Annotated in this window: 20 protein-coding genes; 15 read left to right on the forward strand and 5 right to left on the reverse strand. The window is 40.7% G+C overall.

The features are described from left to right. Positions 1–323 precede the first annotated feature (323 nt). Positions 324–1,172, forward strand: a complete 849-nt coding sequence (gene nfo, locus Q0V26_RS00200; RefSeq protein ID WP_297474574.1) for a deoxyribonuclease IV — start codon at positions 324–326, stop codon at positions 1,170–1,172. Between the two features lie 3 nt (positions 1,173–1,175). Then, entirely contained in the window at positions 1,176–1,838 is a 663-nt protein-coding gene (ung, locus tag Q0V26_RS00205; protein WP_297474579.1) for a uracil-DNA glycosylase, read from the forward strand. A gap of 70 nt (positions 1,839–1,908) precedes the next feature. On the opposite strand, the gene Q0V26_RS00210 is transcribed toward ung, so the two are convergent. Continuing rightward, positions 1,909–2,091 (reverse strand): DUF3545 family protein, encoded by a 183-nt coding sequence (locus Q0V26_RS00210; protein ID WP_080158490.1) that lies wholly within the window; start codon positions 2,089–2,091, stop codon positions 1,909–1,911. Between the two features lie 488 nt (positions 2,092–2,579). Between Q0V26_RS00210 and Q0V26_RS00215 the strand changes: the two genes are divergently transcribed. Both Q0V26_RS00215 and yaaA read left to right on the forward strand, forming a co-directional pair. Beyond that, positions 2,580–4,031 carry a sodium:alanine symporter family protein gene (locus tag Q0V26_RS00215; RefSeq protein ID WP_297474586.1) on the forward strand — a complete coding sequence of 484 codons (1,452 nt, stop codon included), beginning with the start codon at positions 2,580–2,582 and terminating at the stop codon, positions 4,029–4,031. A 107-nt stretch (positions 4,032–4,138) separates the two neighbouring features. Then, on the forward strand, positions 4,139–4,912 hold the full coding sequence (gene yaaA, locus Q0V26_RS00220; RefSeq protein ID WP_297474589.1) for a peroxide stress protein YaaA: 774 nt from the start codon (positions 4,139–4,141) through the stop codon (positions 4,910–4,912). A gap of 87 nt (positions 4,913–4,999) precedes the next feature. Here the strand turns inward: yaaA and srmB are convergent, their stop codons facing one another. Together srmB and Q0V26_RS00230 are read right to left on the reverse strand one after the other, a co-directional pair. Further along, entirely contained in the window at positions 5,000–6,250 is a 1,251-nt protein-coding gene (gene srmB / locus Q0V26_RS00225; protein ID WP_080158487.1) for an ATP-dependent RNA helicase SrmB, read from the reverse strand. Positions 6,251–6,445: 195 nt separating this feature from the next. Further along, positions 6,446–7,156: a methyltransferase gene (locus tag Q0V26_RS00230; protein WP_297474592.1), complete on the reverse strand. Its 711-nt coding sequence runs from the start codon at positions 7,154–7,156 to the stop codon at positions 6,446–6,448. Between the two features lie 397 nt (positions 7,157–7,553). Here Q0V26_RS00230 and brnQ point away from each other — a divergent pair, with 397 nt between their 5' ends. After that, positions 7,554–8,873, forward strand: a complete 1,320-nt coding sequence (gene brnQ / locus Q0V26_RS00235; protein ID WP_297474594.1) for a branched-chain amino acid transport system II carrier protein — start codon at positions 7,554–7,556, stop codon at positions 8,871–8,873. An 80-nt stretch (positions 8,874–8,953) separates the two neighbouring features. Here the strand turns inward: brnQ and fldB are convergent, their stop codons facing one another. Next, positions 8,954–9,475, reverse strand: coding sequence for a flavodoxin FldB (gene fldB, locus Q0V26_RS00240; RefSeq protein WP_080158484.1), 522 nt, complete (start codon positions 9,473–9,475; stop codon positions 8,954–8,956). Positions 9,476–9,686: 211 nt separating this feature from the next. Here fldB and xerD point away from each other — a divergent pair, with 211 nt between their 5' ends. From xerD to Q0V26_RS00270, 6 genes are all read left to right on the forward strand, one after another. After that, a complete protein-coding gene (xerD, locus tag Q0V26_RS00245; RefSeq protein ID WP_297474598.1) occupies positions 9,687–10,583 on the forward strand; it encodes a site-specific tyrosine recombinase XerD in 897 nt (298 codons plus the stop codon). Between the two features lie 159 nt (positions 10,584–10,742). Then, entirely contained in the window at positions 10,743–11,471 is a 729-nt protein-coding gene (gene dsbC / locus Q0V26_RS00250; protein ID WP_297474600.1) for a bifunctional protein-disulfide isomerase/oxidoreductase DsbC, read from the forward strand. Between the two features lie 122 nt (positions 11,472–11,593). Next, a complete protein-coding gene (gene recJ / locus Q0V26_RS00255; RefSeq protein ID WP_297474602.1) occupies positions 11,594–13,318 on the forward strand; it encodes a single-stranded-DNA-specific exonuclease RecJ in 1,725 nt (574 codons plus the stop codon). Positions 13,319–13,486: 168 nt separating this feature from the next. Further along, a protein-coding gene (prfB, locus tag Q0V26_RS00260) for a peptide chain release factor 2 (RefSeq protein ID WP_107276911.1) occupies positions 13,487–14,585 on the forward strand; the annotation gives its coding sequence in 2 pieces (ribosomal slippage) (positions 13,487–13,561 and positions 13,563–14,585; 1,098 coding nt in all). A 32-nt stretch (positions 14,586–14,617) separates the two neighbouring features. Continuing rightward, complete coding sequence (gene lysS / locus Q0V26_RS00265; protein WP_080158480.1) at positions 14,618–16,126, forward strand: lysine--tRNA ligase; 1,509 nt, start codon at positions 14,618–14,620, stop codon at positions 16,124–16,126. A 231-nt stretch (positions 16,127–16,357) separates the two neighbouring features. Next, positions 16,358–17,701 (forward strand): VpsR-related response regulator, encoded by a 1,344-nt coding sequence (locus Q0V26_RS00270; protein ID WP_297474611.1) that lies wholly within the window; start codon positions 16,358–16,360, stop codon positions 17,699–17,701. Between the two features lie 23 nt (positions 17,702–17,724). Here the strand turns inward: Q0V26_RS00270 and mutH are convergent, their stop codons facing one another. Further along, on the reverse strand, positions 17,725–18,390 hold the full coding sequence (gene mutH / locus Q0V26_RS00275) for a DNA mismatch repair endonuclease MutH (protein WP_297474845.1): 666 nt from the start codon (positions 18,388–18,390) through the stop codon (positions 17,725–17,727). Positions 18,391–19,122: 732 nt separating this feature from the next. Between mutH and rppH the strand changes: the two genes are divergently transcribed. The 4 genes from rppH (at position 19,123) to Q0V26_RS00295 (ending at position 23,741) form a co-directional block, all read left to right on the forward strand. Further along, positions 19,123–19,644 (forward strand): RNA pyrophosphohydrolase, encoded by a 522-nt coding sequence (rppH, locus tag Q0V26_RS00280; RefSeq protein WP_080158479.1) that lies wholly within the window; start codon positions 19,123–19,125, stop codon positions 19,642–19,644. Between the two features lie 44 nt (positions 19,645–19,688). Beyond that, a complete protein-coding gene (ptsP, locus tag Q0V26_RS00285; protein ID WP_297474616.1) occupies positions 19,689–21,947 on the forward strand; it encodes a phosphoenolpyruvate--protein phosphotransferase in 2,259 nt (752 codons plus the stop codon). Between the two features lie 37 nt (positions 21,948–21,984). Beyond that, entirely contained in the window at positions 21,985–22,788 is an 804-nt protein-coding gene (locus tag Q0V26_RS00290) for a sulfite exporter TauE/SafE family protein (protein WP_297474618.1), read from the forward strand. Between the two features lie 101 nt (positions 22,789–22,889). Further along, positions 22,890–23,741 (forward strand): thymidylate synthase, encoded by an 852-nt coding sequence (locus Q0V26_RS00295; RefSeq protein WP_297474621.1) that lies wholly within the window; start codon positions 22,890–22,892, stop codon positions 23,739–23,741. The last annotated feature ends 76 nt before the right edge of the window (positions 23,742–23,817 follow it).

The raw sequence follows: 23,817 nt of genomic DNA on the forward strand, positions 1-23,817 counted from the left end.
TGTATTGAGCTATCTATTATATAACCTTCAATGCACTTTTGTGTATTGATGTAGATCAAATTACGACAAAAAACCTTAAATATAATAGGGGTGTTTTATTGAGCTAGGTCAATCTAACTGCATTTTACTGGGTAATCAACTAAAAATGTCAATTTTAAAAAATAAGTTGAATGTTATTTTGTTGTAAAATAACAACATTATAGAGTGTCACAATACACTAATGGTGAATTTATTGTCATCGTTTATGTGGCAGTATGTTAAATGTCACCACTACTATTGGGTGCTGTTTATATATTGTTTAACGGTTATTTGTAGGAGTTATTATGAAACTGATTGGGGCTCATGTGTCGGCTGCTGGTGGTGTATACAATGCCCCTTCAAATGCTGCGATCATTGGTGCAAATGCTTTCGCGCTGTTTACTAAGAATCAACGTCAGTGGTTATCTAAGCCGTTAGAAGATAATGCTATTATGGCGTTTAAGACAAAATGTCAGCAATTAAATTTTGATGCAACTGCTATTTTACCGCATGATTCTTACTTGATTAATTTAGGATCACCAGATGCTGAAAAATTACAAAAATCACGTTTAGCTTTTGTAGATGAGATGCAACGTTGCCAGCAATTAGGGCTACATTTATTGAATTTTCATCCTGGTAGTCATTTAAAAAAAATATCAGAAGCGGCCTGTTTAGCTCTCATTGCTGAATCAATTAATATCGCTCATCAGCAAGTTGATGATGTGGTCGCTGTGATTGAAAATACTGCCGGGCAAGGATCTAACTTAGGTTGGCGTTTTGAGCATTTAGCTGAAATTATTGCTCAAGTGGACGATAAATCCCGAGTTGGGGTTTGTATTGATACTTGCCATACTTTTGCGGCTGGATATGATCTACGGACGATGGAAGCGACGGCAGCGACGTTTGCTGAATTTGATCAAGTGGTTGGGATGCAATATTTGCGAGCAATGCATTTAAATGATTCTAAAGGAGATTTAGGGAGTCATTTGGATCGTCATCATAGTCTAGGTGAAGGAATGATTGGGTGGGATTGCTTTCGATTTTTAATGCAAGATAACCGCTTTAATAATATGCCTTTGATATTAGAAACCATTAATCCTGATATCTGGCACCATGAAATTATGACTTTACGCAGTTTTGAATTAGAGAGTTAACCTATGATGGCAAATTGGCAAACATTTATCGAGCAGCAACAACAATTACCGTATTTTAATGATATTGAACAAGCCGTTGCTACGGCTCACGCTGAAGGTAAAATGGTTTTTCCTCCTCAAGATGCTGTGTTTAATGCTTTTTTTAGTACGCCATTAATGGAGACGAAAGTCGTGATTTTAGGTCAAGATCCTTATCATGGTCCTAATCAAGCACATGGTTTGAGTTTTTCAGTATTACCTGGAGTAAAAACGCCGCCTTCATTAGCTAATATGTACAAGGAATTAGCGACGGATATCAATGGTTTTACTATTCCTGAGCATGGTTATTTACAACCATGGGCTGAGCAGGGGGTACTGTTGCTTAATACAGTTTTAACCGTTGAACAAGGTAATGCGCACTCTCACGCTAAAATCGGTTGGGAAACGTTTACTGATCGTGCTATTGAATACATTAATGATAATACCGAAGGGGTGATTTTTTTATTGTGGGGCGCACATGCTCAGAAAAAAGGTAAGAAAATCGATCTTGAACGACACCATGTTTTAACATCTGCACATCCTTCGCCATTGTCTGCTTACCGTGGTTTTTTTGGGTGTAAGCATTTTTCAGAGACAAATAATTTATTGTCGATGATGAATAAACCATCGATTAATTGGCAATTATAAGCTGCGTTACGGTGTATTACTTTTAGGAATAAAACGGCCAGTATTTATGCTGGCCGTTTTAATAATATATTTAGAAATCAAAATCATCACTATTGAAACTACCGCACATATCCATGTCTTGTAGTTCTCGACGTAGTCTTTGACGATCTTTCAATGCTTCAATTTCACGCCACTTTCGTTTTTCTGGTTTAGCACGAGAGCGACGAGAAACAGTATCGATTGTCATCATGTCATCAAATGCAAAGCTATCCATAAAATATCTATCCCTACTTTTCGCTTGATGTAAGCGATTTGAGTATTTATTACCATAAAATGGTTAATAATAAAATTGAACTGTTTCTCATTTGTTATTAAAATATGAAACTTTTGTGTGGGTGGTCTCACAGTTGTTGAGTGAGTGATTAAAAAAGAAACCATTATTGGTGTTAAATAGGATTTTTATAGTTCAATTATTAGTCTGTAGTTAAACAGGCTAATTATCTAAATAAAATCCATTTTTAGAGGGTAATAATCAGTAAATATTTTTAGTTGTAAGTTTTATAACTCACTGTAAAAATGCTGATAATTATTATTTTAATAATGGTTTTGCACCTTATCTCTGATCTTATGCTTTAAAGTTGGCAGGGTTTAAAGGAATACCTGTAGCGTATATTGCCATGTTTGGCGCTGTTTTTTATTGGGTTAATAACGGTAGTAAAAAGGACGTTGTATCATTAATTATCGATTTTTAAGGCGTGAAATGTGACCAGTCAAATTAACTTTATCAACGATTTGTTATGGGGATCGGTGTTGATATATTTGCTGATTGGTATTGGCATTTATTTTACTTATCGCCTCAATTTTATTCAGTTTCGTCACTTTAAACATATGTTTTCTGTAATGAAAAATAGTCGAAAGTCAGACTCGTCGGGTATTTCATCTTTTCAAGCTTTGTGTACCAGTTTGGCGGCAAGAGTTGGCTCTGGCAATATGGCTGGGGTTGCAGTTGCCTTGACCTTAGGTGGTCCCGGTGCCATTTTTTGGATGTGGCTAATTGCGATGTTAGGTATGGCGACCGCTTTTGCAGAAAGTGCATTAGCGCAATTGTACAAAACCCGTGACGATGATGGTAATTATCGTGGTGGCCCTGCTTATTATATGGAACGCGGTTTAGGTATGCGATGGATGGGAGTTATCTTTTCTATCTGTTTGATTATTGCCTTTGGCTTAGTTTTTAATGCGGTGCAAGCCAATTCAATCAGTCAAGCCACACATGTCGCTTTTGGATGGCAACCACAATATGTTGGCTTTGGCCTTGTGGTGTTAACGGGCATTATTATTTTTGGTGGTCTGCGCACAATTGCACGTACAGCTGAAATTTTAGTACCGACGATGGCATTGTGTTACCTCGTATTGGCATTATTTATTATGCTGAGCAATATCGAACAGTTACCGCATATTTTGATGTTGATTTTCCGTAGTGCGTTTGGTTTTGAAGAAGCAGCCTCTGGCGCGTTAGGTTACACCATAGCACAAGGAATGATTAATGGCTTAAAGCGTGGATTATTTTCAAATGAAGCCGGCATGGGCTCTGCCCCAAACGCTGCTGCATCGGCAACACCTTATCCTCCACATCCTGCATCACAAGGTTATGTACAGATGTTAGGGGTGTTTATGGACACTATTGTTATCTGCTCTGCCACGGTGGCGATTATTTTAATGTCAGGTGAATATGAGCCACATAGCAGTATTACTGGCATTGAATTGACTCAAAAAGCCATCAGTTCCCAAGTGGGTGATTGGGGGGGGATTTTTATTGCGGTGGCTATATTCTTCTTTTCTTTTACATCACTGGTCGCTAATTATTCTTATGCTGAAACGAATTTGATATTTCTAGAGCATAATCACAAGGTGGGCTTAAATATTTTTCGAGTGGTAGTGTTATGTATGGTGATGTTTGGAGCGATGGCTGATTTACCTACTGTTTGGGCGATGGCTGATATCTCTATGGGTATGATGGCAATGATTAACTTAGCCGCGATAGTGTTACTGTCGGGGACGGTGATTAAGTTAGCGCAAGATTATAATAAGCAGTTATCGCTTGGAAAAATACCCACATTTAATCGTCAAGATTACCCCGAATTACATGCTCAACTTGAAGCGGGGATTTGGGATGAATCGGCATCCGTTGCCGTAAAGTCAACGCGACATTAATGTTTGTATACCTATTAATGAAATAGTAATAACCACGGCAGTTATATGTGGTTTTTACTCTTGATGGTGGTAGTCTAAATACGTCAGACTTTAAAGGAAAAAGCCTTATGTTAATCGTGGTATCACCCGCAAAAACGTTAGATTACACCTCGCCATTAGCGACAACAACTTACACGTTACCTGAATTAACCGTTGATTCAGCTGAATTGATTGATGTTTGCCGAGATCTGACGCCGATGGATATTGCGAGCTTGATGAAAGTCAGTGATAAAATTGCCGGATTAAATGCGGCGCGTTTTGCAGAGTGGCAGCCAACGTTTACCGTGGATAATGCTCGCCAAGCGATTTTGGCATTTAAAGGTGATGTCTACACGGGCTTAGCCGCTGAAACCATGACTGAAGCACAGTTTGCCTATACACAGCAGCATTTACGAATGTTATCTGGGCTTTATGGCGTGTTGCGACCACTTGATTTAATGCAGCCATACCGTTTAGAAATGGGCACCCGTCTAGCGAACCAACGTGGCAGTAATTTGTATCAATTCTGGGGCGATATTATTACCGATAAGCTTAATGTCGCTGTCGCTGAACAAGGCGATAATATTGTGGTTAATCTAGCATCTAATGAATACTTTAAAGCGGTTAAGCCTAAAAAACTCAATGCTCAATTAATTACCCCTATTTTTAAAGACTGTAAAAATGGCACTTATAAAGTCATTAGTTTCTATGCCAAAAGAGCCCGTGGAATGATGGCTCGCTATATTTTAGATAATCAATTAACGTCTATTGCTCAGTTACAACAGTTTGATAGTGCAGGCTATTATTTTGTTGCAGCGGAATCAACATCCACTGAATTAGTGTTTAAGCGTGAACAGCAATAATTAATGTAGCGGTAATTATTTTATGCTAAAAAAAGGCCAACGCATTAGCGTTGGCCTTTTTATTTGTCTGTTTTGTAAAAGAGAAAATTATGACTTAGCTTGGCTTTTTTTAGCTGCTTGTTTGATTTTCTTTTTCGCTTTCGCTTCTTTTACTTTCTTATCAACTTTTTTCTTTTTCTTGGCGGTATTAGGTTTCTTCGTTTGTGGACGTAGACCATGAATAAAGCGCTCTTGCACTTCTTCTTTCATGTAACGGCTAATACGTTCGATCATGCCTTGGTCATGTGCTTCAACCAATGCAATAGCAGTACCTTTTTTGCCTGCACGAGCAGTACGACCAATACGGTGTACGTAAACTTCAGCAGTACGTGGTAGGTCAAAGTTAATAACATGGCTTACATCGGGTAAATCAATACCGCGCGCAGCAACGTCGGTAGCAATGAGTACGTTCACTACACCATCACGAAAACGAGTGATCATGTTAGTACGCGCAGCTTGTGCCATTTCACCTTGAATCCAGTTACAAGGAATGCCCATTGCGTCTAATTGACTACGAAGGATACCTAGGCGCTCACGTGTTTTTACAAAGATGATGGTACGTTCTGCTTGATCTTTAATGATGTTTTCTAACAGAGCAAGTTTGTGCTCCATACTATCGCAACGAAGATACATCTGTTGAATCTTTTTACGTTCGCGACGAGATGGATCAGCGTTAACTTCAAGTGGTTCATTTAGAATCGTTTCTGAGAACTCACGTACGCCTTTACCTTCTAAGGTTGCTGAGAATAATAAACTCTGACGACGCCAGCGACATTCATGGTTGATGCGCTCAACAATTTTGCCAAAACCCATGTCTAACATACGGTCAGCTTCATCAAGAATCAGACATTCAATTGCACGGCAATCAAATTTCTCAGACTCAATGTATTCCATTAAACGGCCAGGTGTTGCTACGACGATATCTTGCGTTTTACCAAGTAGTTCAGCATGCTCATCGTAAGAAATACCACCAGTAATGGTGAATACTTTTAAGTTAGTGTACTTAGAAAGTGCTTTTGCGTGCTCAGCAACTTGAATCGCTAACTCACGCGTTGGCGTTAAGATTAATACACGTGCAGGCCCCGGTTTTTTGCGTGGAAAATCCTGCAAGTGCTGAATCATTGGAAGCAGAAACGCCGCTGTTTTTCCGGTCCCTGTTGGTGCAGAAGCCATGACATCTTTACCGTCAAGGGCATGAGGGATAGCCTGCGCTTGAACTACGGTTGGGCGGCTATAGCCGATCTCGTCAATCGCTCGTAATAGCTCGCTATCTAACTCTAATTCGGAAAAGTCTTTCACCAGTTATCTCTCCCAAGACAAATGCTAAATATGCTCTCGTTACTGTGTTTTTGCAGTGTAACCAGAACATGGGTATTTATATTAAGGGGCGGCATTATAGCCACTCTTGGCGTAACTAACACCGATTAAAACATAAAAACTTCAGTTAATGCTTAATCTTCATGATTTCTTGATTATATTTTATACGGTGACAGATTACATTTTTAAATAAAAATCTTTAGTAAGTGTAATAAAATCAGATGAATAAGTGTTATCGGCATGAATGCAAAGTTGTTGTTGCTTAGTAATAGAACAATTTTTAGTTAATTCGATTAATGTCCGCATTACTGGTTTTTGAACGGTGGTGCGAACATCGCAACGACGCCGGCAGTATAATCCGTAAGTGAGTGCGTGAGTGATTAACTGTTGGCCTTCATAGGTGGGGAGAATAATGCTAGCACAGCCATTAGTGGTTAATAAATAGCGAAGAGTTTCTAGTAATTGTTGATGACTGAAGTTATCGGTGTGGCGGGCTGTGGCGCGATGCTGCTGTTGGGCTTGTTGACCTGCATTAAAATAGGGTGGATTACAAAGAATACTATCAATTGAAGCTGGGGCAATATGTTGACACCAATGAACAATATTATTTTCAATACACTGTAAACGTGATGACCATGGTGATGCTGCAAAATTTGCGGTTGCCGCGGTTGCCGCGTTGGAATCTAATTCAACGGCTGTGATTGTTGTTGCTTGGGTGCGTTGTGCCGCCATTAATGCTAATAAGCCACTACCTGTACCGATATCAACAATATGCCCTTGCTGTGGTAACGCCGCCCATGCACCTAATAAAACGGCATCAGTACTGATAGGCATGCCGCAACCATGATCATTGATGGTGAATTGTTTAAAGTTAAAGCTGCGACTCATTGTTTATTCCCTTGTTTTTTTGGATAGTTACCATGTTTATAAAACACACAAAAGCATACAAAACGAAGGTTATATAACCAAGTTATAATTATTAATGTTTATTTTGTTATAGTTTTGTTTTCATGGTGATGTTTAAGTGTTATGTTTTTTGTAAGTATGGTTGTTTTGCTTTTTGTTGGTTATTTATGTTGTTTTGAATTTTACAAGCAGTGGTTGGTTCCGTTTTTTGTACTCTCAAACTGAATTATATGGTGTTTTTCGCTGCTCTATTGCTAAGATTAATCTTTTTGGTCATTATGCTGCAAGGCACGTAATTAACAGCAACATATAACCCGTGCTACTTATTATAAAAAATGCAGACACAATATATAACCCATTAGAGAGTGGAAGGTGCAGTTTGAAAAAAACACTCAAAATAACAGATATCATTGCGCTAGGCTTTATGACCTTTGCGTTCTTCCTTGGTGCAGGTAACATCATTTTTCCACCGTTAGCCGGACAGCTTGCGGGTGAGAATATGCTATCGGCAATGTCAGGATTTTTAGTTACAGCCGTGGGTTTACCTTTAATTGGTATTATCGCGGTAGCTATCGCTGGTGGTGGTTGGAAGGGGCTTACCCGTGATTTACCATCAAAGGTTGCAACGTTAATGGCGGTATTGATTTTTATCATTATTGGCCCTGCGTTTGCTGCTCCTCGTACCGGTCTTGTTGCTTATGAGATGGCAGTAAAACCTTTTCTTACTGACGCAAGCCAAACCAGTTTAACCCTCTTTTCTATTATCTTCTTTTCGGTAGCATTGTTCTTTGCTTGGTCTCGCGGTAAATTAATCGACATGATTGGCAAATTTTTAACCCCCGCTTTATTTGTGGTGTTAACAGTGTTGGCGATTGCGGTCTTTATTAATCCACAAGGAAATATCATTGCAGCGCAAGGTGAATATATCTCTCAACCGTTTATTACTGGTTTTCTTGAGGGTTACAACACCATGGATACCTTTGCAGCACTGATGTTCGGTATGCTGATTGTTGATGTTATTCGTAGCAAAGGCGTGACGGATGATAGGACGACTTGTACTTACCTTATTTACGCAGGCTTGATTGCTGCAACCGGTTTAGCCTTTGTTTATGTATCATTATTTTATCTTGGTGCAACCAGTGCGGGTATTGCCGCTGGCGTCGGTAACGGTGGTGCGATTTTAACCACTTATGTGATGGCGCTGTTTGGTTCAACAGGACAAATCATTTTATCAACGATTGTATTACTTGCTTGTTTAACTACGGCGATTGGTTTAATTAGTGCGTGTGCGGATTATTTCAGTACGCTAACCCCAATGTCTTATAAAAAATGGGCAGTATTACTTGCGATTGTGTGTGCTGTTGTTGCTAATGTTGGTTTAAATATGCTGATTTCACTATCTATACCAGTGTTGTTTGCATTATATCCTGTTGCTATCGCATTGGTGGCCTTGGCCTTGATTCGCAAATGGTTGCCTAATCCACGATTAGCATATCGTGTGGTATTATTAGTCTCATTTATCTTTAGTATGATTGATGTGGCTAAATACCTGAAGGTTGATATGTCGTTGTTTAGTTCATTGCCAATGTTTAATTATGGTATGGCATGGGTATTACCAACGGTTATTGCTTTAGTGATAACGCGTTTCATCGGTGGTAAACAATCTAAAGATGAAAATAAGCACACCGTTGTTATATAAAACAGTGAAATAACAATGTAGTTGTTGAAATATAAAAAAGGGATGCATGAGTATCCCTTTTTTATGAATACGATCCAAGTTTAGATAAGTTGAGCGTATTCGAGCATGATTTGCTCACACCATTGATGAATACGATCATCACTTAATTCGTATTGGCTATCTTCATCTAAAGCGAGACCCACAAACAATGATTCATCGGCTGTTAATGCTTTTGATGCCTGAAATTGATAGCTATCATCATTAGGCCAATAACCGATAAATTGTACCCCGGTTGAGCTGAGTTGGTCATGTAACATACCCATTGCATCTAAAAACCACTCGGTATAGCCTTCTTGATCACCGAGCCCAAATAAGGCCACGGTTTTTTGTTGTAATTGTAAGCCATCTAATTGTTGCCATACCGCTTCCCAGTCTTCTTGTATTTCACCAAAATCCCAAGTTGAAATGCCTAAAATCAGCATGTCATACTGGTTCATTTCCGTTAATGGCGTGTGTTTAATATTGTGTAATTCGACCAGATCAGCCCCAAGGCATTCACGGATTTTTTCTGCCGCCATTTCGGTATAACAGGTCGTTGAGCCATAAAACAGACCAATTTTCATGCTGTGTATCCTATATTTTATTTTTAACTAAAGTGTACTCGCTATTGATCGCTGAGCTCAAGGTTAGCATGGTCTTGAACGGTATAATATTCCGTTGAATTAATAGATAACGAGGTTACTTTTTAGTGTAAATATCCTATCATGCGTTGAGTACTGTGTTTTTATCCATGTATTTAAACCGTCTTATAACACAGCTTATGATGAGGTAAAAATGGTAACCGACGATGTTATTATTGAACGCTTTCTTGATGCGATGTGGATGGAACGAGGGTTATCCGACAATACTCTTGCCTCTTATCGTAATGATTTAAAAAAATTACAACAATGGATGCAGCAACAAGCGATTACTGTTTCTCAAGCCTCGGTTGATGACTTACAACGTTATCAATTATGGCTGTTTGATCAAAACTATAAGCAAACATCACGCGCACGTATGGTGTCGGCGATTCGACGTTTATTTCAATATTTATACCGTGAGAAAGTACGGATTGATGATCCGAGTGCCATGTTAGTAACGCCTAAGTTGCCTAAACGGTTGCCAAAAGATCTTAGTGAAGCACAAGTAGAAGCGTTATTAGAAGCGCCAGATGTTAATGATCCACTCGAATTGCGTGATAAAGCGATGCTGGAATTGCTGTATGCCACCGGATTACGTGTGACCGAATTAGTTACATTAACCATGGATAAAGTCAGTTTGCGCCAAGGTGTGGTGAGAGTGACAGGTAAGGGCGACAAAGAACGCTTAGTGCCTATGGGTGAAAATGCCGTTGATTGGATTGAGCAGTTTATTGAAAGTGGACGACCGGTACTATTAGGTGAGAAAAGTTCAGATGTACTGTTTCCTAGTCGACGCGCTCGTCAAATGACACGCCAAACATTCTGGCATCGAATTAAATATTATGCGGTATTAGCTGGCATTGATGCCGATACATTATCACCTCATGTAATGCGCCATGCTTTCGCTACCCATTTACTTAATTATGGCGCTGATTTGCGAGTGGTACAAATGTTGCTAGGTCATAGTGATCTCTCAACGACCCAAATTTATACCCATGTTGCCACTGAAAGATTGAAACAATTACACCAAAGCCATCATCCTCGTGCATAATTATGAGATGTTGTTAGCTAAAATTAACGATTATATTTGTATTTAGGGATACTTCATCTATGCTGCGCGGATAAAAACAATAGTGTAATTGAAACTATATAGTCGAAATCTCGGTCTGTTTTATATCGAGATAGTCATCATTTTAAAAGGGATAACAAGATGCATATTATTCGTCGCACCGTGCTAGCCACTACTATTGCACTGACTACTTTTTCTGCGGTAGCAAAGCCTGACGTAACGGCTATCACTAAGCAACTATCCACCATGGGTTTAACGCCAAACTCAATTACAGCGTCACCAATGGCGGGTGTAAATGAAGTTGTGACTGAACGTGGTATTATTTATACCTCTGATGACGGACAATATTTTTTAGCCGGTCATTTATATCAAAATATCGACGCTAAATCTGTGAATTTAACTGAGCAAAAAATGGCACAGTTAAACAAAGCTAAATTAGTGGGTATGGATAAAGATATGATTGTCTATCCTGCTAAAAATGAAAAATATGTGGTAACCGTGTTTACTGATACTAGCTGTGGTTATTGCCGTAAATTGCATAATGAAATGCAAGCTTATAACGACGCGGGTATTACGGTACGTTACCTTGCTTTCCCTCGTGGCGGTGAGCGCTCAAGTAATTTCAATCAAATGAGTGCGATTTGGGGAGCAAAAGATCGAGCTAAAGCAATGCATGATGCTAAGAGCGGTACTTTTGATGAATCAAAAATTACTCCACGCCCTGATTTAGTGATGAAGCAATACCAGTTAGGTGTTGCAATGGGGGTTAATGGTACGCCAGCGATAGTGCTAGAAGATGGCACTATGATCCCTGGTTACCAACCGCCAGCGGCATTACTGCAATTATTGGATAGCAAAGCGAAAAGCTAATCACGGCCATTAATTAACATCGGTCATCGTGGATAAAAGCCTGATAGTGATATCAGGCTTTTTTGTTGGCGGTGATTTGGTTAAGATGAAAAGATAATCATTCCACTAAAGAAGCCGTTATTATGATAGAAATCAAACGTCGTCCTGTTGTCGATCCTCAATGCTTCTCGAATGAGATCCCTGCTATTTTACAACGCATTTATGCGAGCCGTGGTATCACTAATGATGCTGAACTTGAACGCGGCGCGAAAGGATTACTTAATTATAATCAGCTTTATGGTATGGCTGATGCAGTAACATTATTAGTTACCGCACTTATCAATAATACTCGTATTATTATTGTCGGTGATTTTGATGCCGATGGTGCCACCAGTTCTGCATTATCAGTGTTGGCGTTGAAAATGCTAGGCTGTCGTAATGTGGATTATTTAGTTCCGAATCGTTTTGATGATGGCTATGGCCTTAGTCCTGAAGTGGCGCAGCAAGCGATTGATCGTGGTGCAGAACTTATCATGACGGTGGATAATGGCGTCTCTTCGATTGCTGGTGTCGCAGCAGCAAAGGCACAAGGGGTACAAGTGCTGGTTACCGATCATCACCTACCGGGAGACTGTTTACCTGCTGCTGATGCGATGGTGAATCCTAACCTTGATCAATGCGGTTTTCCCTCAAAAGCATTATGTGGGGTTGGGGTCGCGTTTTATTTGATGCTGGCTTTACGAGCAGAACTGCGTAATAACGGTTGGTTTGAACAACAAGCACTGGCTGTGCCTAATTTAGCTGAACTGCTTGATTTAGTGGCACTGGGTACGGTTGCTGATGTGGTGGCTTTAGATGGTAATAACCGTATTCTCGTCCATCAAGGGTTACAACGTATTCGTGCTGGTAAATGCCGCCCTGGTATTCAAGCATTAATCGAAGTGGCTAATCGTGATCCTGCTCGATTAGTGGCGAGTGATCTTGGCTTTGCACTTGGGCCGCGAATTAATGCTGCTGGACGATTAGACGATATGTCATTCGGAGTGGAGTTACTGCTGTGTGACAATATTCAAGCAGCACGACGTATGGCGTCAGAGCTTGATGCACTTAATCAAACCCGCAAAGAAATAGAACAAGGGATGAAAGAAGAAGGTCTCGCGATTTGTGAACGGTTACAGTTTAATCAGCAGGATATGCCTTATGGTTTAGTGCTGTTTCAACGTGATTGGCATCAAGGGGTGATCGGTATTTTAGCCTCGCGGATCAAAGATCAATATCATCGACCAGTAATTGCTTTTGCTGATGCAGGCAACGATGAAATAAAAGGATCGTGTCGCTCTATTGTCGGATTACACATGCGCGATGTGTTAGATGTGGTTGATACACAACAGCCTGGTATGATTTTAAAATTTGGTGGTCACGCGATGGCGGCTGGATTGACCATCCCTGAGTCTCAATTGGACGCCTTCAGTCTCGCTTTTGATGCCGCAGTACGTAAAGTGTTAGATGAAGATGCATTGCAAGGTGTATTACTCAGTGATGGTGAACTACAACCTCATGAACTAACGCTTGAGACTGCTGAAATATTACGCGCAGGTGGGCCATGGGGACAACAATTTCCCGAACCGATGTTTGATGGCACGTTTCGATTATTACACCAAAAGCTGGTGGCAGGAAAACATCTAAAAATGATGGTTGAGCCGTTATCGGGGGGAGGTGTGATCGATGCGATAGCATTTAATGTTGATCTTAAACGGTGGCCAGATGCTTCAGTACAGCAAATTGAATTGGTGTATCGCCTCGATGTTAATGAGTTTCGCGGCAATCGTAGCGTGCAATTGATGGTTGAACATTTGACTGCAAAATAATGTTAGCCTGAGAACTTAGCCGAAAGTGGTGAGGATCTTGGCGTCGACAGCCTAGATTGTCACCATATTTCGATTAATTTTCTGATAACCTTTCACTCCCCCTGTATATTCTATCTACAATTCGATAGAATCTTGCGGTTATGTCCATTTCGGTAATGAAGCGTGGCGATGTTCGAAATTAATCCTATTAAAAACCGACTTGAGGATGTGTCAGCACGTACTGACATCCTTAGGGGGTACCTTTGACTATGATGCTAAAAAAGAGCGTCTAGAAGAGGTCAATGCAGAGTTAGAGCAACCAGATGTATGGAGTGAACCTGAACGCGCTCAAGCGTTAGGTAAAGAACGTGCAGCACTGGAAGCGGTAGTTGAAACCATTGACTTATTAGACCAAGGCGTTGAAGACGTTGCGGGTCTACTTGAGTTAGCGGTTGAAGAAGACGATCAAGAAACCTTTGATGAGATTGAACCTGAGTTAGCTGAGCTTGAAGCTAAGTTAGCTAAGTTAGAATTTCGTCGAATGTTTGCTGGTGATCATGATAGTTCTGATTGCTATCTTGACCTTCAAGCAGGTTCTGGTGGTACTGAAGCACAAGATTGGACATCAATGATGCTCCGCATGTATTTGCGCTGGGCTGATGCCAAAGGCTTTAAGAGCGAGATCATTGAAATTTCTGATGGCGATGTTGCCGGTCTAAAATCTGTCACAGTACGTATTAGCGGTGAGTATGCTTATGGCTGGTTACGTACCGAAACAGGTGTTCACCGTTTAGTGCGTAAATCACCGTTTGACTCAGGCGGTCGTCGTCATACTTCGTTCGCATCAGCATTTGTGTATCCAGAAATTGATGACAATATCGTTATTGATATCAATCCTTCTGATTTACGTATTGACGTATACCGCGCATCAGGTGCGGGTGGTCAGCACGTAAACACCACTGAATCTGCGGTACGTATTACACACTTACCAACAAACCTTGTTGTGCAGTGTCAGAACGATCGCTCTCAGCATAAGAATAAAGATCAAGCAATGAAGCAATTAAAAGCGAAATTGTTTGAATATGAAATGCAGAAGCAAAATGCTGAAAAGCAAGCCAGTGAAGATACCAAATCAGACATTGGCTGGGGCAGTCAAATCCGTTCTTATGTATTGGATGACTCCCGCATAAAAGATTTACGTACTGGGGTGGAAAATCGAAACACCCAAGCAGTATTGGACGGTGATTTAGACCGTTTTATTGAAGCTAGCTTGAAATCAGGTCTTTAACCGAATTTCAGTAAAATTTTAAGGGATACCCCATGACTGACCAAGTACAAGATGAGAATAAACTGATTGCTGAACGTCGTGCTAAATTAGACATGATCCGCAAAGGTTGTAAAGCAAATGGCCACCCAAATGATTTCCGTCGTGATAGCTTAGCGGCAGATCTAGAAGCAAAATACGGTGAGATGACTAAGGAAGAGCTTGAACAAGCCGGTCATGTGTTTGCAATCGCTGGCCGTGTAATGGCTAAGCGTGGTCCTTTCCTTGCAATTCAAGATGTATCTGGCCGTATTCAGGCTTATGCATCTAAAGATGTTCAGAAAGAGCTAAAAGAAAAATATTCTGGTCTAGATATCGGTGACATCATCGGTGTTAAAGGGGCGCTACATAAATCTGGTAAAGGTGATCTTTACATCGAAATGGATAGCTACGAGTTGCTAACAAAAGCACTGCGTCCATTACCAGAGAAATTCCATGGTCTAACTGACCAAGAAATGCGTTACCGTCAACGTTATGTTGATCTGATTGTAAATGACGATTCTCGTCGTGCATTTATCATTCGTTCAAAAGTAGTTTCAGCGATCCGTAATTTCATGGTAACAAAAAACTTCATGGAAGTTGAAACGCCAATGATGCACGTGATCCCTGGTGGTGCAACAGCACGTCCATTTGTGACTCACCATAATGCATTAGACATCGACATGTACCTACGTGTTGCGCCTGAGCTTTACCTTAAGCGTCTAGTGGTTGGTGGTTTTGAGCGTGTATTTGAAATTAACCGTAACTTCCGTAATGAAGGTCTATCTCCACGTCATAATCCTGAATTCACTATGATGGAATTCTACATGGCGTACGCTGATTACCATGATCTAATGGATCTTACTGAAGAAATGCTAAGCAGCGTTGCGATTGACGTTCTAGGTTCTTCAAAAATGCCTTATGGTGAGTTTGAAGTTGAATTTGCTGGCCCTTACGCGCGTATCAGCATGCTAGATGCAATCAAGCAATACAACCCAGATCATGCAGAAATCCAAGCATTAACTTACGAAGGCGTTGCTGATCGTGAGCTGATGGTCAAGATTGCTAAGTCTGTACATGTTGACGTTGAAAGCTTCTGGACGTGTGGTCAGTTATTAGAAGAGATCTTTGGTGAAACCGCTGAACCTCAACTAATGCAACCAACATTCATTACTGAATACCCAGCAGATATCTCACCACTTGCTCGTCGTAATGATGAAAACCCATTCATTACTGATCGCTTTGAATTCTTCATCGGTGGCCGTGAAGTTGCGAATGGTTTCTCTGAGCTTAACGATGCTCAAGACCAAGACCAACGCTTTAAAGCACAAGTTAATGCTAAAGATGCGGGCGATGATGAAGCTATGTACTATGACGCAGACTACATTACTGCGCTAGAGCATGGTTTACCGCCAACAGCAGGTCAAGGTATCGGTATTGACCGTTTAGTAATGCTATTTACTAACACACATACAATTCGTGACGTTATTTTGTTCCCGGCAATGCGCCCACAACTAAATAATTAATCGTGTCGTGATATAAAAAACCATCGCATTATGCGATGGTTTTTTTTTGTCTGAAAAAAGAGTCAAAAAAGCGACAAATAGCGATTTGTTTTATAAAAATTCGAGTTACATCAACAGATTATATTACTAAAATCACATTATACTAAACAGGTTGCATTTGTTGGTATATTATTAATAAAGCAGTTGTTAAATACCACTAAAGAGATAATTGCGTTATTGATGGAGGGAAGAATGACTATCGGGATGGTAAAAAAAGCTAAGGCTGTTATTCCTAATACCTTAGTTATTTTTGGCGGTAATAATCAGCAGTGGCTACCAACAATGGAAAGTGCTGGTTGGTTATGTCATCGTTGTTATGATTTACGAACAGCAGAAACATTACTGTTAGAAATTGGTCCTTGCATTAGTGTTGTTGACCTTAGCCATGATGATTTTAGTATCCATAGTTTTTCTGCAATGGTAAATCGTAATAAACAAGTACGCTGGATTGCGATTGTACGTGATGAGCAACTTGCTAATGAAGCGATAGGCCAATTTATCGTTAATTTCTGTCTTGATTATTTTTCGGTGCCTGTTCCGTCAGAGCGATTATTACAAACGATCGGTCATCAGATTGGTATGGTTAATTTAGAGCGTAAGGTATGGCCACAATTAGGTAATTTTGGCCAGCAAGGGCTACAAGGCTCTACGGCAGTGATGAAAAAATTACGCGATCAAGTAAAGCGGATTGCATTAAGCGATGTTTCTGTTGTTATTAGTGGTGAAATTGGAACCGGGAAAATATTAGTTGCTGATGCTATTTTTCAAGCTTCAGCGCGTGCAAAACAGCAGGTGATACGGGTTAACTGTGAAACTATAACCGCTGATTGGATAATAGAGACAGAACATGGCCCCCTATCTGTTTTTGAAGCGGCCAATAATGGGGTGTTAGTGCTTGAGGGGTTTACCGCATTAACGGATGCTTGCCAGCAAGCACTGTATCAAGTGTTGGTTGATGGCAGTTATTGTGGCACTAAAGGCAAGACTATTGCTGTTAATATACGAATTATTTCAATAACCCATCATTCGCTTGATAATCTGGTGACATTAGCGACGTTACGACGAGAGTTATATTTCCGCTTAAATGTCGTTTCTATTACAGTGCCACCGCTACGTGAGCGCAGTGATGACATTATTTCCTTAGCTGATTTTTTATTATTAAAATATGCACGTCAATATAACAGCGTCGCTAAATCTTTATCGGAACAGGCTCAAGCAATGTTATTGCAATATCCATGGCCCGGTAATGTGCGAGAGCTTATTTGCCAAATAAAACGGGCGGTATTGTTAGCGGAAAATAAATGTATTGAAGCGGATCAGTTAGATATCCCTCGTTTAATTGATGATAAATTAAGTTTAAAAAAAGTGCGTGAAGAGTCTGAACGAAATGCTTTATTAACCGTATTAGAAAATAATAAAGGTCAAATATCGGCAGCTGCACGTGAATTGGGCGTATCACGCGCAACGATGTATCGTTTATTAAATAAGCATGAGTTAATTCCACCACCGCGGTGTTTTCGTCAAAGTCACGCCTGATTAATCTATTGGAATCAGTATGACTAAATAAAATGCTGTTGCAGCAATTGCGCGGTAAATTGTTTTTTTAGGTAGAAGCCACGCGGCAAGGTTTTAATGGGCTGACCATTAGCACCATAAGCTTCAGTAAGTACTTTACTGTTGGCGGCTTTTGGACGTAATTGCAGTACTTCACCATGACGCGCAGTGATAGTTTCTACTTGTCCTAACACGATCATATCCATTAACTCTTCCCAATCCTGCTGTAGTTGTGCTTCTTCTTCGGCACTAGGACTCCACAGTAATGCTGAACCAACATGGCGTTCTTCAAGTGGAATATCTCGCTCTCCTTCGACGGGGACCCACAATACCCGTGCCAGTTTTTGTCTGATATGACTGCTGTGCCATTGTAAGCCTTGCACTCCAATCAAAGGGGCAACACAAACAAACGTTGTCTCAAGTGGCTTCCCCTGATAACTGATCGGGATGGTTTTTAGTTCAATGCCGAGCTCAATAAAATCGGGAACCGGTTTACTGCCCGCCGTTGCACCGAGGTGCCATTCTAATAATTGACCAACCCAACCTTTATCACGTTTAAGATCCGGAGGGGGAATGATGCCCGCGATTGCGGCTAATTCACCAAGAGTCATGCCTGCCAATTGTTGGGCTCGATTGAGTAATTCAGCTTCTGTTTTTGGCGTTGAACGGATGATTTTTATATTCATAAAGTGTCGTGATAGTCAGTTATATTCAATTTTTTATCGCAATTAATACTATCATATTCGTATGGGTTGGTGGGTGAGGATCGGTATTGATCATTAGAGGTAAATGATGATTGTGGTTGATCATTGCCGCAGTAGCAGGGTCTGATGATTTTATTATTAGCTACAGGTCATGTTATTTAAGACTAAGATTAAAATAAAAGATATCCACAGCTTTTTTTTTGAAAATATTTCATTGCAGTATAACTGATTATTTACACAGTGATAAGTTGTAAAAGTAACCATTGTGATGTGGTGTTGTTCATTACGATTAGGGGGAAGTTGTGGGTAAAGTCATTATTGGTTGATATTTAATCGATCGTTTTTTAGTGATGTGAAAGTTGCCTTTATTTTATTTTATTATAGAGATTATTTGATTTTATCTTTATGTTTTTAATGTGAAAAAAATATATAATGACTATTGTTGTTGTTCGTTGCTAAGACATTATTTGTTACTTAAATCGGCTTTTTTTAGGTTTCTGCACAAATCTATCCACAGAAAGAGTGAATAAATGTGGGACATGTCTCATTTGGCTGTCTGTAAAGTAATCAGTGTGCAAAGTTATCCAGAATCTGGTTTTTATTGTGTAAAACTCGGCGATATTGATGAATGTTTGTTTACCGATCACGTCTACTATGAAAAAATCATTATTAATAGATATTTATACTTGAGGTCGTCCAGTGATTGATGGCGATGGATACCGCCCTAATGTAGGGATCGTTATCTGCAATGGCCATGGCCAGGTATTTTGGGCTCGACGATATGGACAACATTCTTGGCAATTTCCGCAAGGTGGCATTGATGAAGGTGAAACCCCTGAGCAAGCTATGTACCGTGAATTGTATGAAGAAGTAGGATTAACCAAAAAAGATGTCAGGATAATTGCGTCAAGCCGACACTGGTTACGTTATAAATTACCGAAGCGTCTTGTGCGGTGGGATTCAAAACCTGTTTGTATCGGTCAAAAGCAAAAGTGGTTTTTGCTGAGTTTGGAATGCGATGAGTCCAAGGTCAATATGCAGCGTGGTGTAACACCTGAGTTTGATGGTTGGCGCTGGGTAAGTTATTGGTACCCAGTAAGGCAAGTTGTCTCTTTTAAGCGTGACGTATATCGTCGAGCATTAAAGGAGTTTGCAGCTGTTGCAATGCCATTTAAAGAATGGAAAGAACGTAAATTTAAGCGCATTAAAAAACGTAATTAGCAAGTCGAGGTTATTGGCTCACAGGGAACAATTAAAGGCTCGTTATGCTGACACAGCTAAGAGAAATTGTTGACAAGGTTGTCAGCGCCCACACATTGATTGATGCATTGGATCAATTAGTTTCCAATACTACTTTGGTAATGAAAACCGATTGTTGTTCGGTGTACATTGCCGATCATCAGCGTCAGGTTTATACCCTGATGGCGACACAGGGATTGAATAAATCTCGACGACGCATCAGCTTACGCTTTGATCAAGGATTAGTAGGATTAGTGGGTCAACGAGCTGAGCCATTAAATGTTGCAGATGCTCGAGTACATCCCCGCTTTAAACATTTACCAGGGATCGGAGAGGAATCTTTTCGATCCTTTTTTGGTACTCCCATTATTCATCAACGCCAAGTTCTCGGCGTTATTGTTGTCCAGCAGCGCGAGCAACGTGAATTTACCGAAAGTGAAGAGTCTTTTTTAGTTACGCTAGCAGCTCAGTTGGCGGGTATTTTAGCGCATGCGAAAGCACAAGGAATGTGGTTTGAAAAAGGTCACCGATTGCACCTCACGGGATCAGCTGCATCAACTGGGGTCGCGATTGCCAAAGCATGGTGGGATGACACACAGCCATTATTAGAGCATGTGGCGCCAGCATCATGTTTAGACTGCCATGCTGAACAAGAACGCTTAACCATTGCGATAGATTCTGCGGGTAAAGAATTTCGACGGTTGCGAAAGCGGTTTGATAGCGAATTACAAAAAGAAACTCTCGCCATTTTTGACTTATTTAGCCACCTGCTTAATGATCCTTTGTTACGTAAGGATCTTAAACATCATATAGCTGGAGGGGATCAAGCAGAATGGGCTGTACGGCAAGTGGTTGAAACATATTCAAACCGTTTTGCTAACATGAAAGATCTTTACCTTAAAGAGCGCGCGCGTGATATTCGTGAGTTAGGACAACGGCTGTTATATTTTTTATGTGATGATAAACCGAATGAACAACAATGGGATGAACCGATTGTCTTGTTGACTCGTGAATTAACGGCGGCAATGTTAGCCACTGTACCTGCTGGAAAACTAGCAGCAGTGGTTGCTCAAGAAGGCGCGGCTAACTCTCATGCCGCCATTTTATCGCGAGCATTAGGTATTCCGACCATCATGGGAGTCGATTTTACACCTCAAACAGTACATAACAATCTGGTGGTAGTTGATGGTTATCGTGGCGATTTACTGGTTAACCCTAATCGTCATGTGTTGGCGGAGTATCGTCGTTTATTGCGTGAAGATGATGAGCTTGAAAAGATCGTTGAATGCGATCAGCAGCAACATGCAGTAACCAAAGATCAGCAGCGGATCATGGTACATATTAATGCCGGATTAAGTGCTGATTCACATTTAGCCTTAAACAAAGGCATTGATGGGGTGGGTTTATACCGCACTGAAGTGCCGTTTTTGCTACAACGCAGTTTTCCTTCCGAAGAAGAACAAATTAACCAGTATCGTGCAATTTTGCACACTTACCCTGATCAACCCGTGGTGATGCGAACATTGGATATTGGTGGCGATAAACCATTACCTTATTTATCCATTGAAGAAGATAACCCATTTCTTGGTTGGCGTGGCATTCGGTTTACGCTTGATCACCCTGAAATCTTTATGATTCAAGTACGTGCCATGCTGCGAGCCAGTATTGGGCTGACTAATTTAGATATTTTATTGCCGATGATTTCGGGGATAAATGAACTTGATGATGCTAAAGCCATACTTGAACGAGCATATACCGATGTCGCTCAAACGGCATTAGCGGCAGGACAACTGCTGCATAAGCCTCGAATTGGGATCATGATTGAAGTGCCGTCGATGTTATATCAATTGCATGCTTTAGTTGGACGGGTCGATTTTATCTCAGTGGGGAGTAATGATTTAACCCAATATTTATTAGCCGTTGATCGTAATAATGCGCGGGTAGCGAGTGTCTATGATGCGCTTCATCCCGCAGTTTTACATGCCTTAAAACATATTGTCGATAGCGCTAAACGGTATCAATTACCTGTGTGTGTCTGTGGTGAGTTAGCGGGCGATCCTGTTGGAGCGGTGTTGTTAGTCGGTATGGGATATCGTTCGTTGAGTATGAATGCGCGTAATGTCGCGAAAATTAAATATATTTTACGGCATATTAATGGTTCAGATATGACATCATTAGCAACTCAAGCGCTACAAGTTGATGTTGCTGATGATGTTCGTCAATTAACGACAGCATTTATTGAACAATATCAGCTGGGTGGTTTTATTCGTGCAGGTAATAAATAACGGTGGTGTAGTGTGAAAACATGTGTGGGTGATTATGATGCATGAAAGCGTAATGTGGCTGTTTTTGATGTGTTTAATCTTAGGCTCCGTTGTCGGTTTATTAGCTGGATTATTGGGCATTGGCGGTGGTTTGCTGGTGGTACCAGCATTGGTATGGTTGTTACCGCAAATAGGTATTGAGCCAGCAATGTTAATGCATATTGCACTTGCAACTTCACTCGCAAGTATCGTAATGACATCAATGGCTTCTGCCCGCAATCACTTTAGATTGGGAAATGTTGATTTTTCAGTAGTTAAAGTGTTGGCGCCTGGCATTATTATTGGTGGCCTTGGCGGTAGTGTGGTGGCGGAATTAGTGCCAGCGCAATATTTGCCAAAAGTGTTTGCAGTGATCGTATTGCTGCTTGCTCTACAAATGATGTTATCGTTACGAGTTACCCATTCTCGACCACTTCCGAGTCCGCTGGCATCAGCGATTGGCGGCGGTGTAATTGGCTTATTATCCAGTTTAGCGGGTATTGGTGGCGGGTCATTAACTGTGCCGTATTTAAGCTATTTTGGCATTGAAATGCGACGAGCTATTGGTTCGGCCTCTCTGGTTGGGTTCTTGATTGCCATTTCGGGCATGATTGGTTTTATCTTTGCTGGTGTCGGTAGTGCTAATTTACCGGCATATAGCCTTGGGTATGTGTATTTACCTGCATTAGTAGGGATTGCCGCGACCTCAATGATGACCACGCGTTATGGTGCGGCATTGGTGACACGTTTACCAACAGCAACGCTTAAAAAGCTGTTTGCGATACTGCTGCTTATTATCAGTATTAAAATGTTCTTGAGTTGATATCGACTAGATTTAAGTGGGCTATCTTCTGATAGAATTAAGAATAACGACTTTAGACGCCTCGCTTTTGCTGGGCGTCATTAATTTAACGGGTAGGACAAATGAAACAGTACTTGGCGTTGTGTCAGCGGATCGTTGATGACGGTGTGTGGATTGAAAATGAACGAACTGGCAAACGTTGCCTGACAGTGATTAATGCTGATTTAACCTATGATGTTGCTAATAATCAGTTTCCGCTAATTACTACCCGTAAAAGCTTTTGGAAAGCCGCGATTGCGGAATTGTTAGGTTATCTACGTGGTTACGACAATGCTGCTCAGTTTCGTGCTATAGGTTGTAATACGTGGAATGCCAATGCCAATGATAACCAAGCATGGCTCGATAATCCGCACCGTAAAGGCGCTGATGATATGGGGCGCGTTTATGGCGTTCAAGGTCGTCGCTGGCAAAAAGCCGATGGTACCGTCATTGATCAATTAAAAAAGATTGTTGATGATTTAACCAAGGGCATTGATGATCGTGGTGAAATTCTGACGTTTTATAATCCAGGTGAGTTTGATATGGGTTGTTTACGTCCATGTATGCATACCCACACGTTTTCATTGTTAGGGGATATGTTGTATCTCACCAGTGCTCAACGTTCTTGCGATGTGCCGTTAGGGCTTAATTTTAACCAAGTTCAAGTATTTACGTTACTGGCGTTAATGGCGCAAATTACGGGTAAAAAACCAGGTCAGGCTTACCATAAAATCATTAATGCTCATATTTATGAAGATCAATTACCATTAATGCGCGATGAGCAACTAACCCGTACACCATTTGCATCACCACAATTGATCATTAACCCTAAGATCACTTCGTTAGAAGATTTAGAAACATGGGTAACCTTAGATGATTTTGAGGTGGTGGGTTATGAGCATCATGCGCCAATTCAATACCCATTTTCAGTATAACAATACGATTATCTAGCTCGATGACCATAATTTATTGATGGTAAATTAGAGATAACAAAAAGCCCCGCACAATTAC

This window comes from uncultured Photobacterium sp. (assembly GCF_947039875.1).
Classification (GTDB): domain Bacteria; phylum Pseudomonadota; class Gammaproteobacteria; order Enterobacterales; family Vibrionaceae; genus Photobacterium.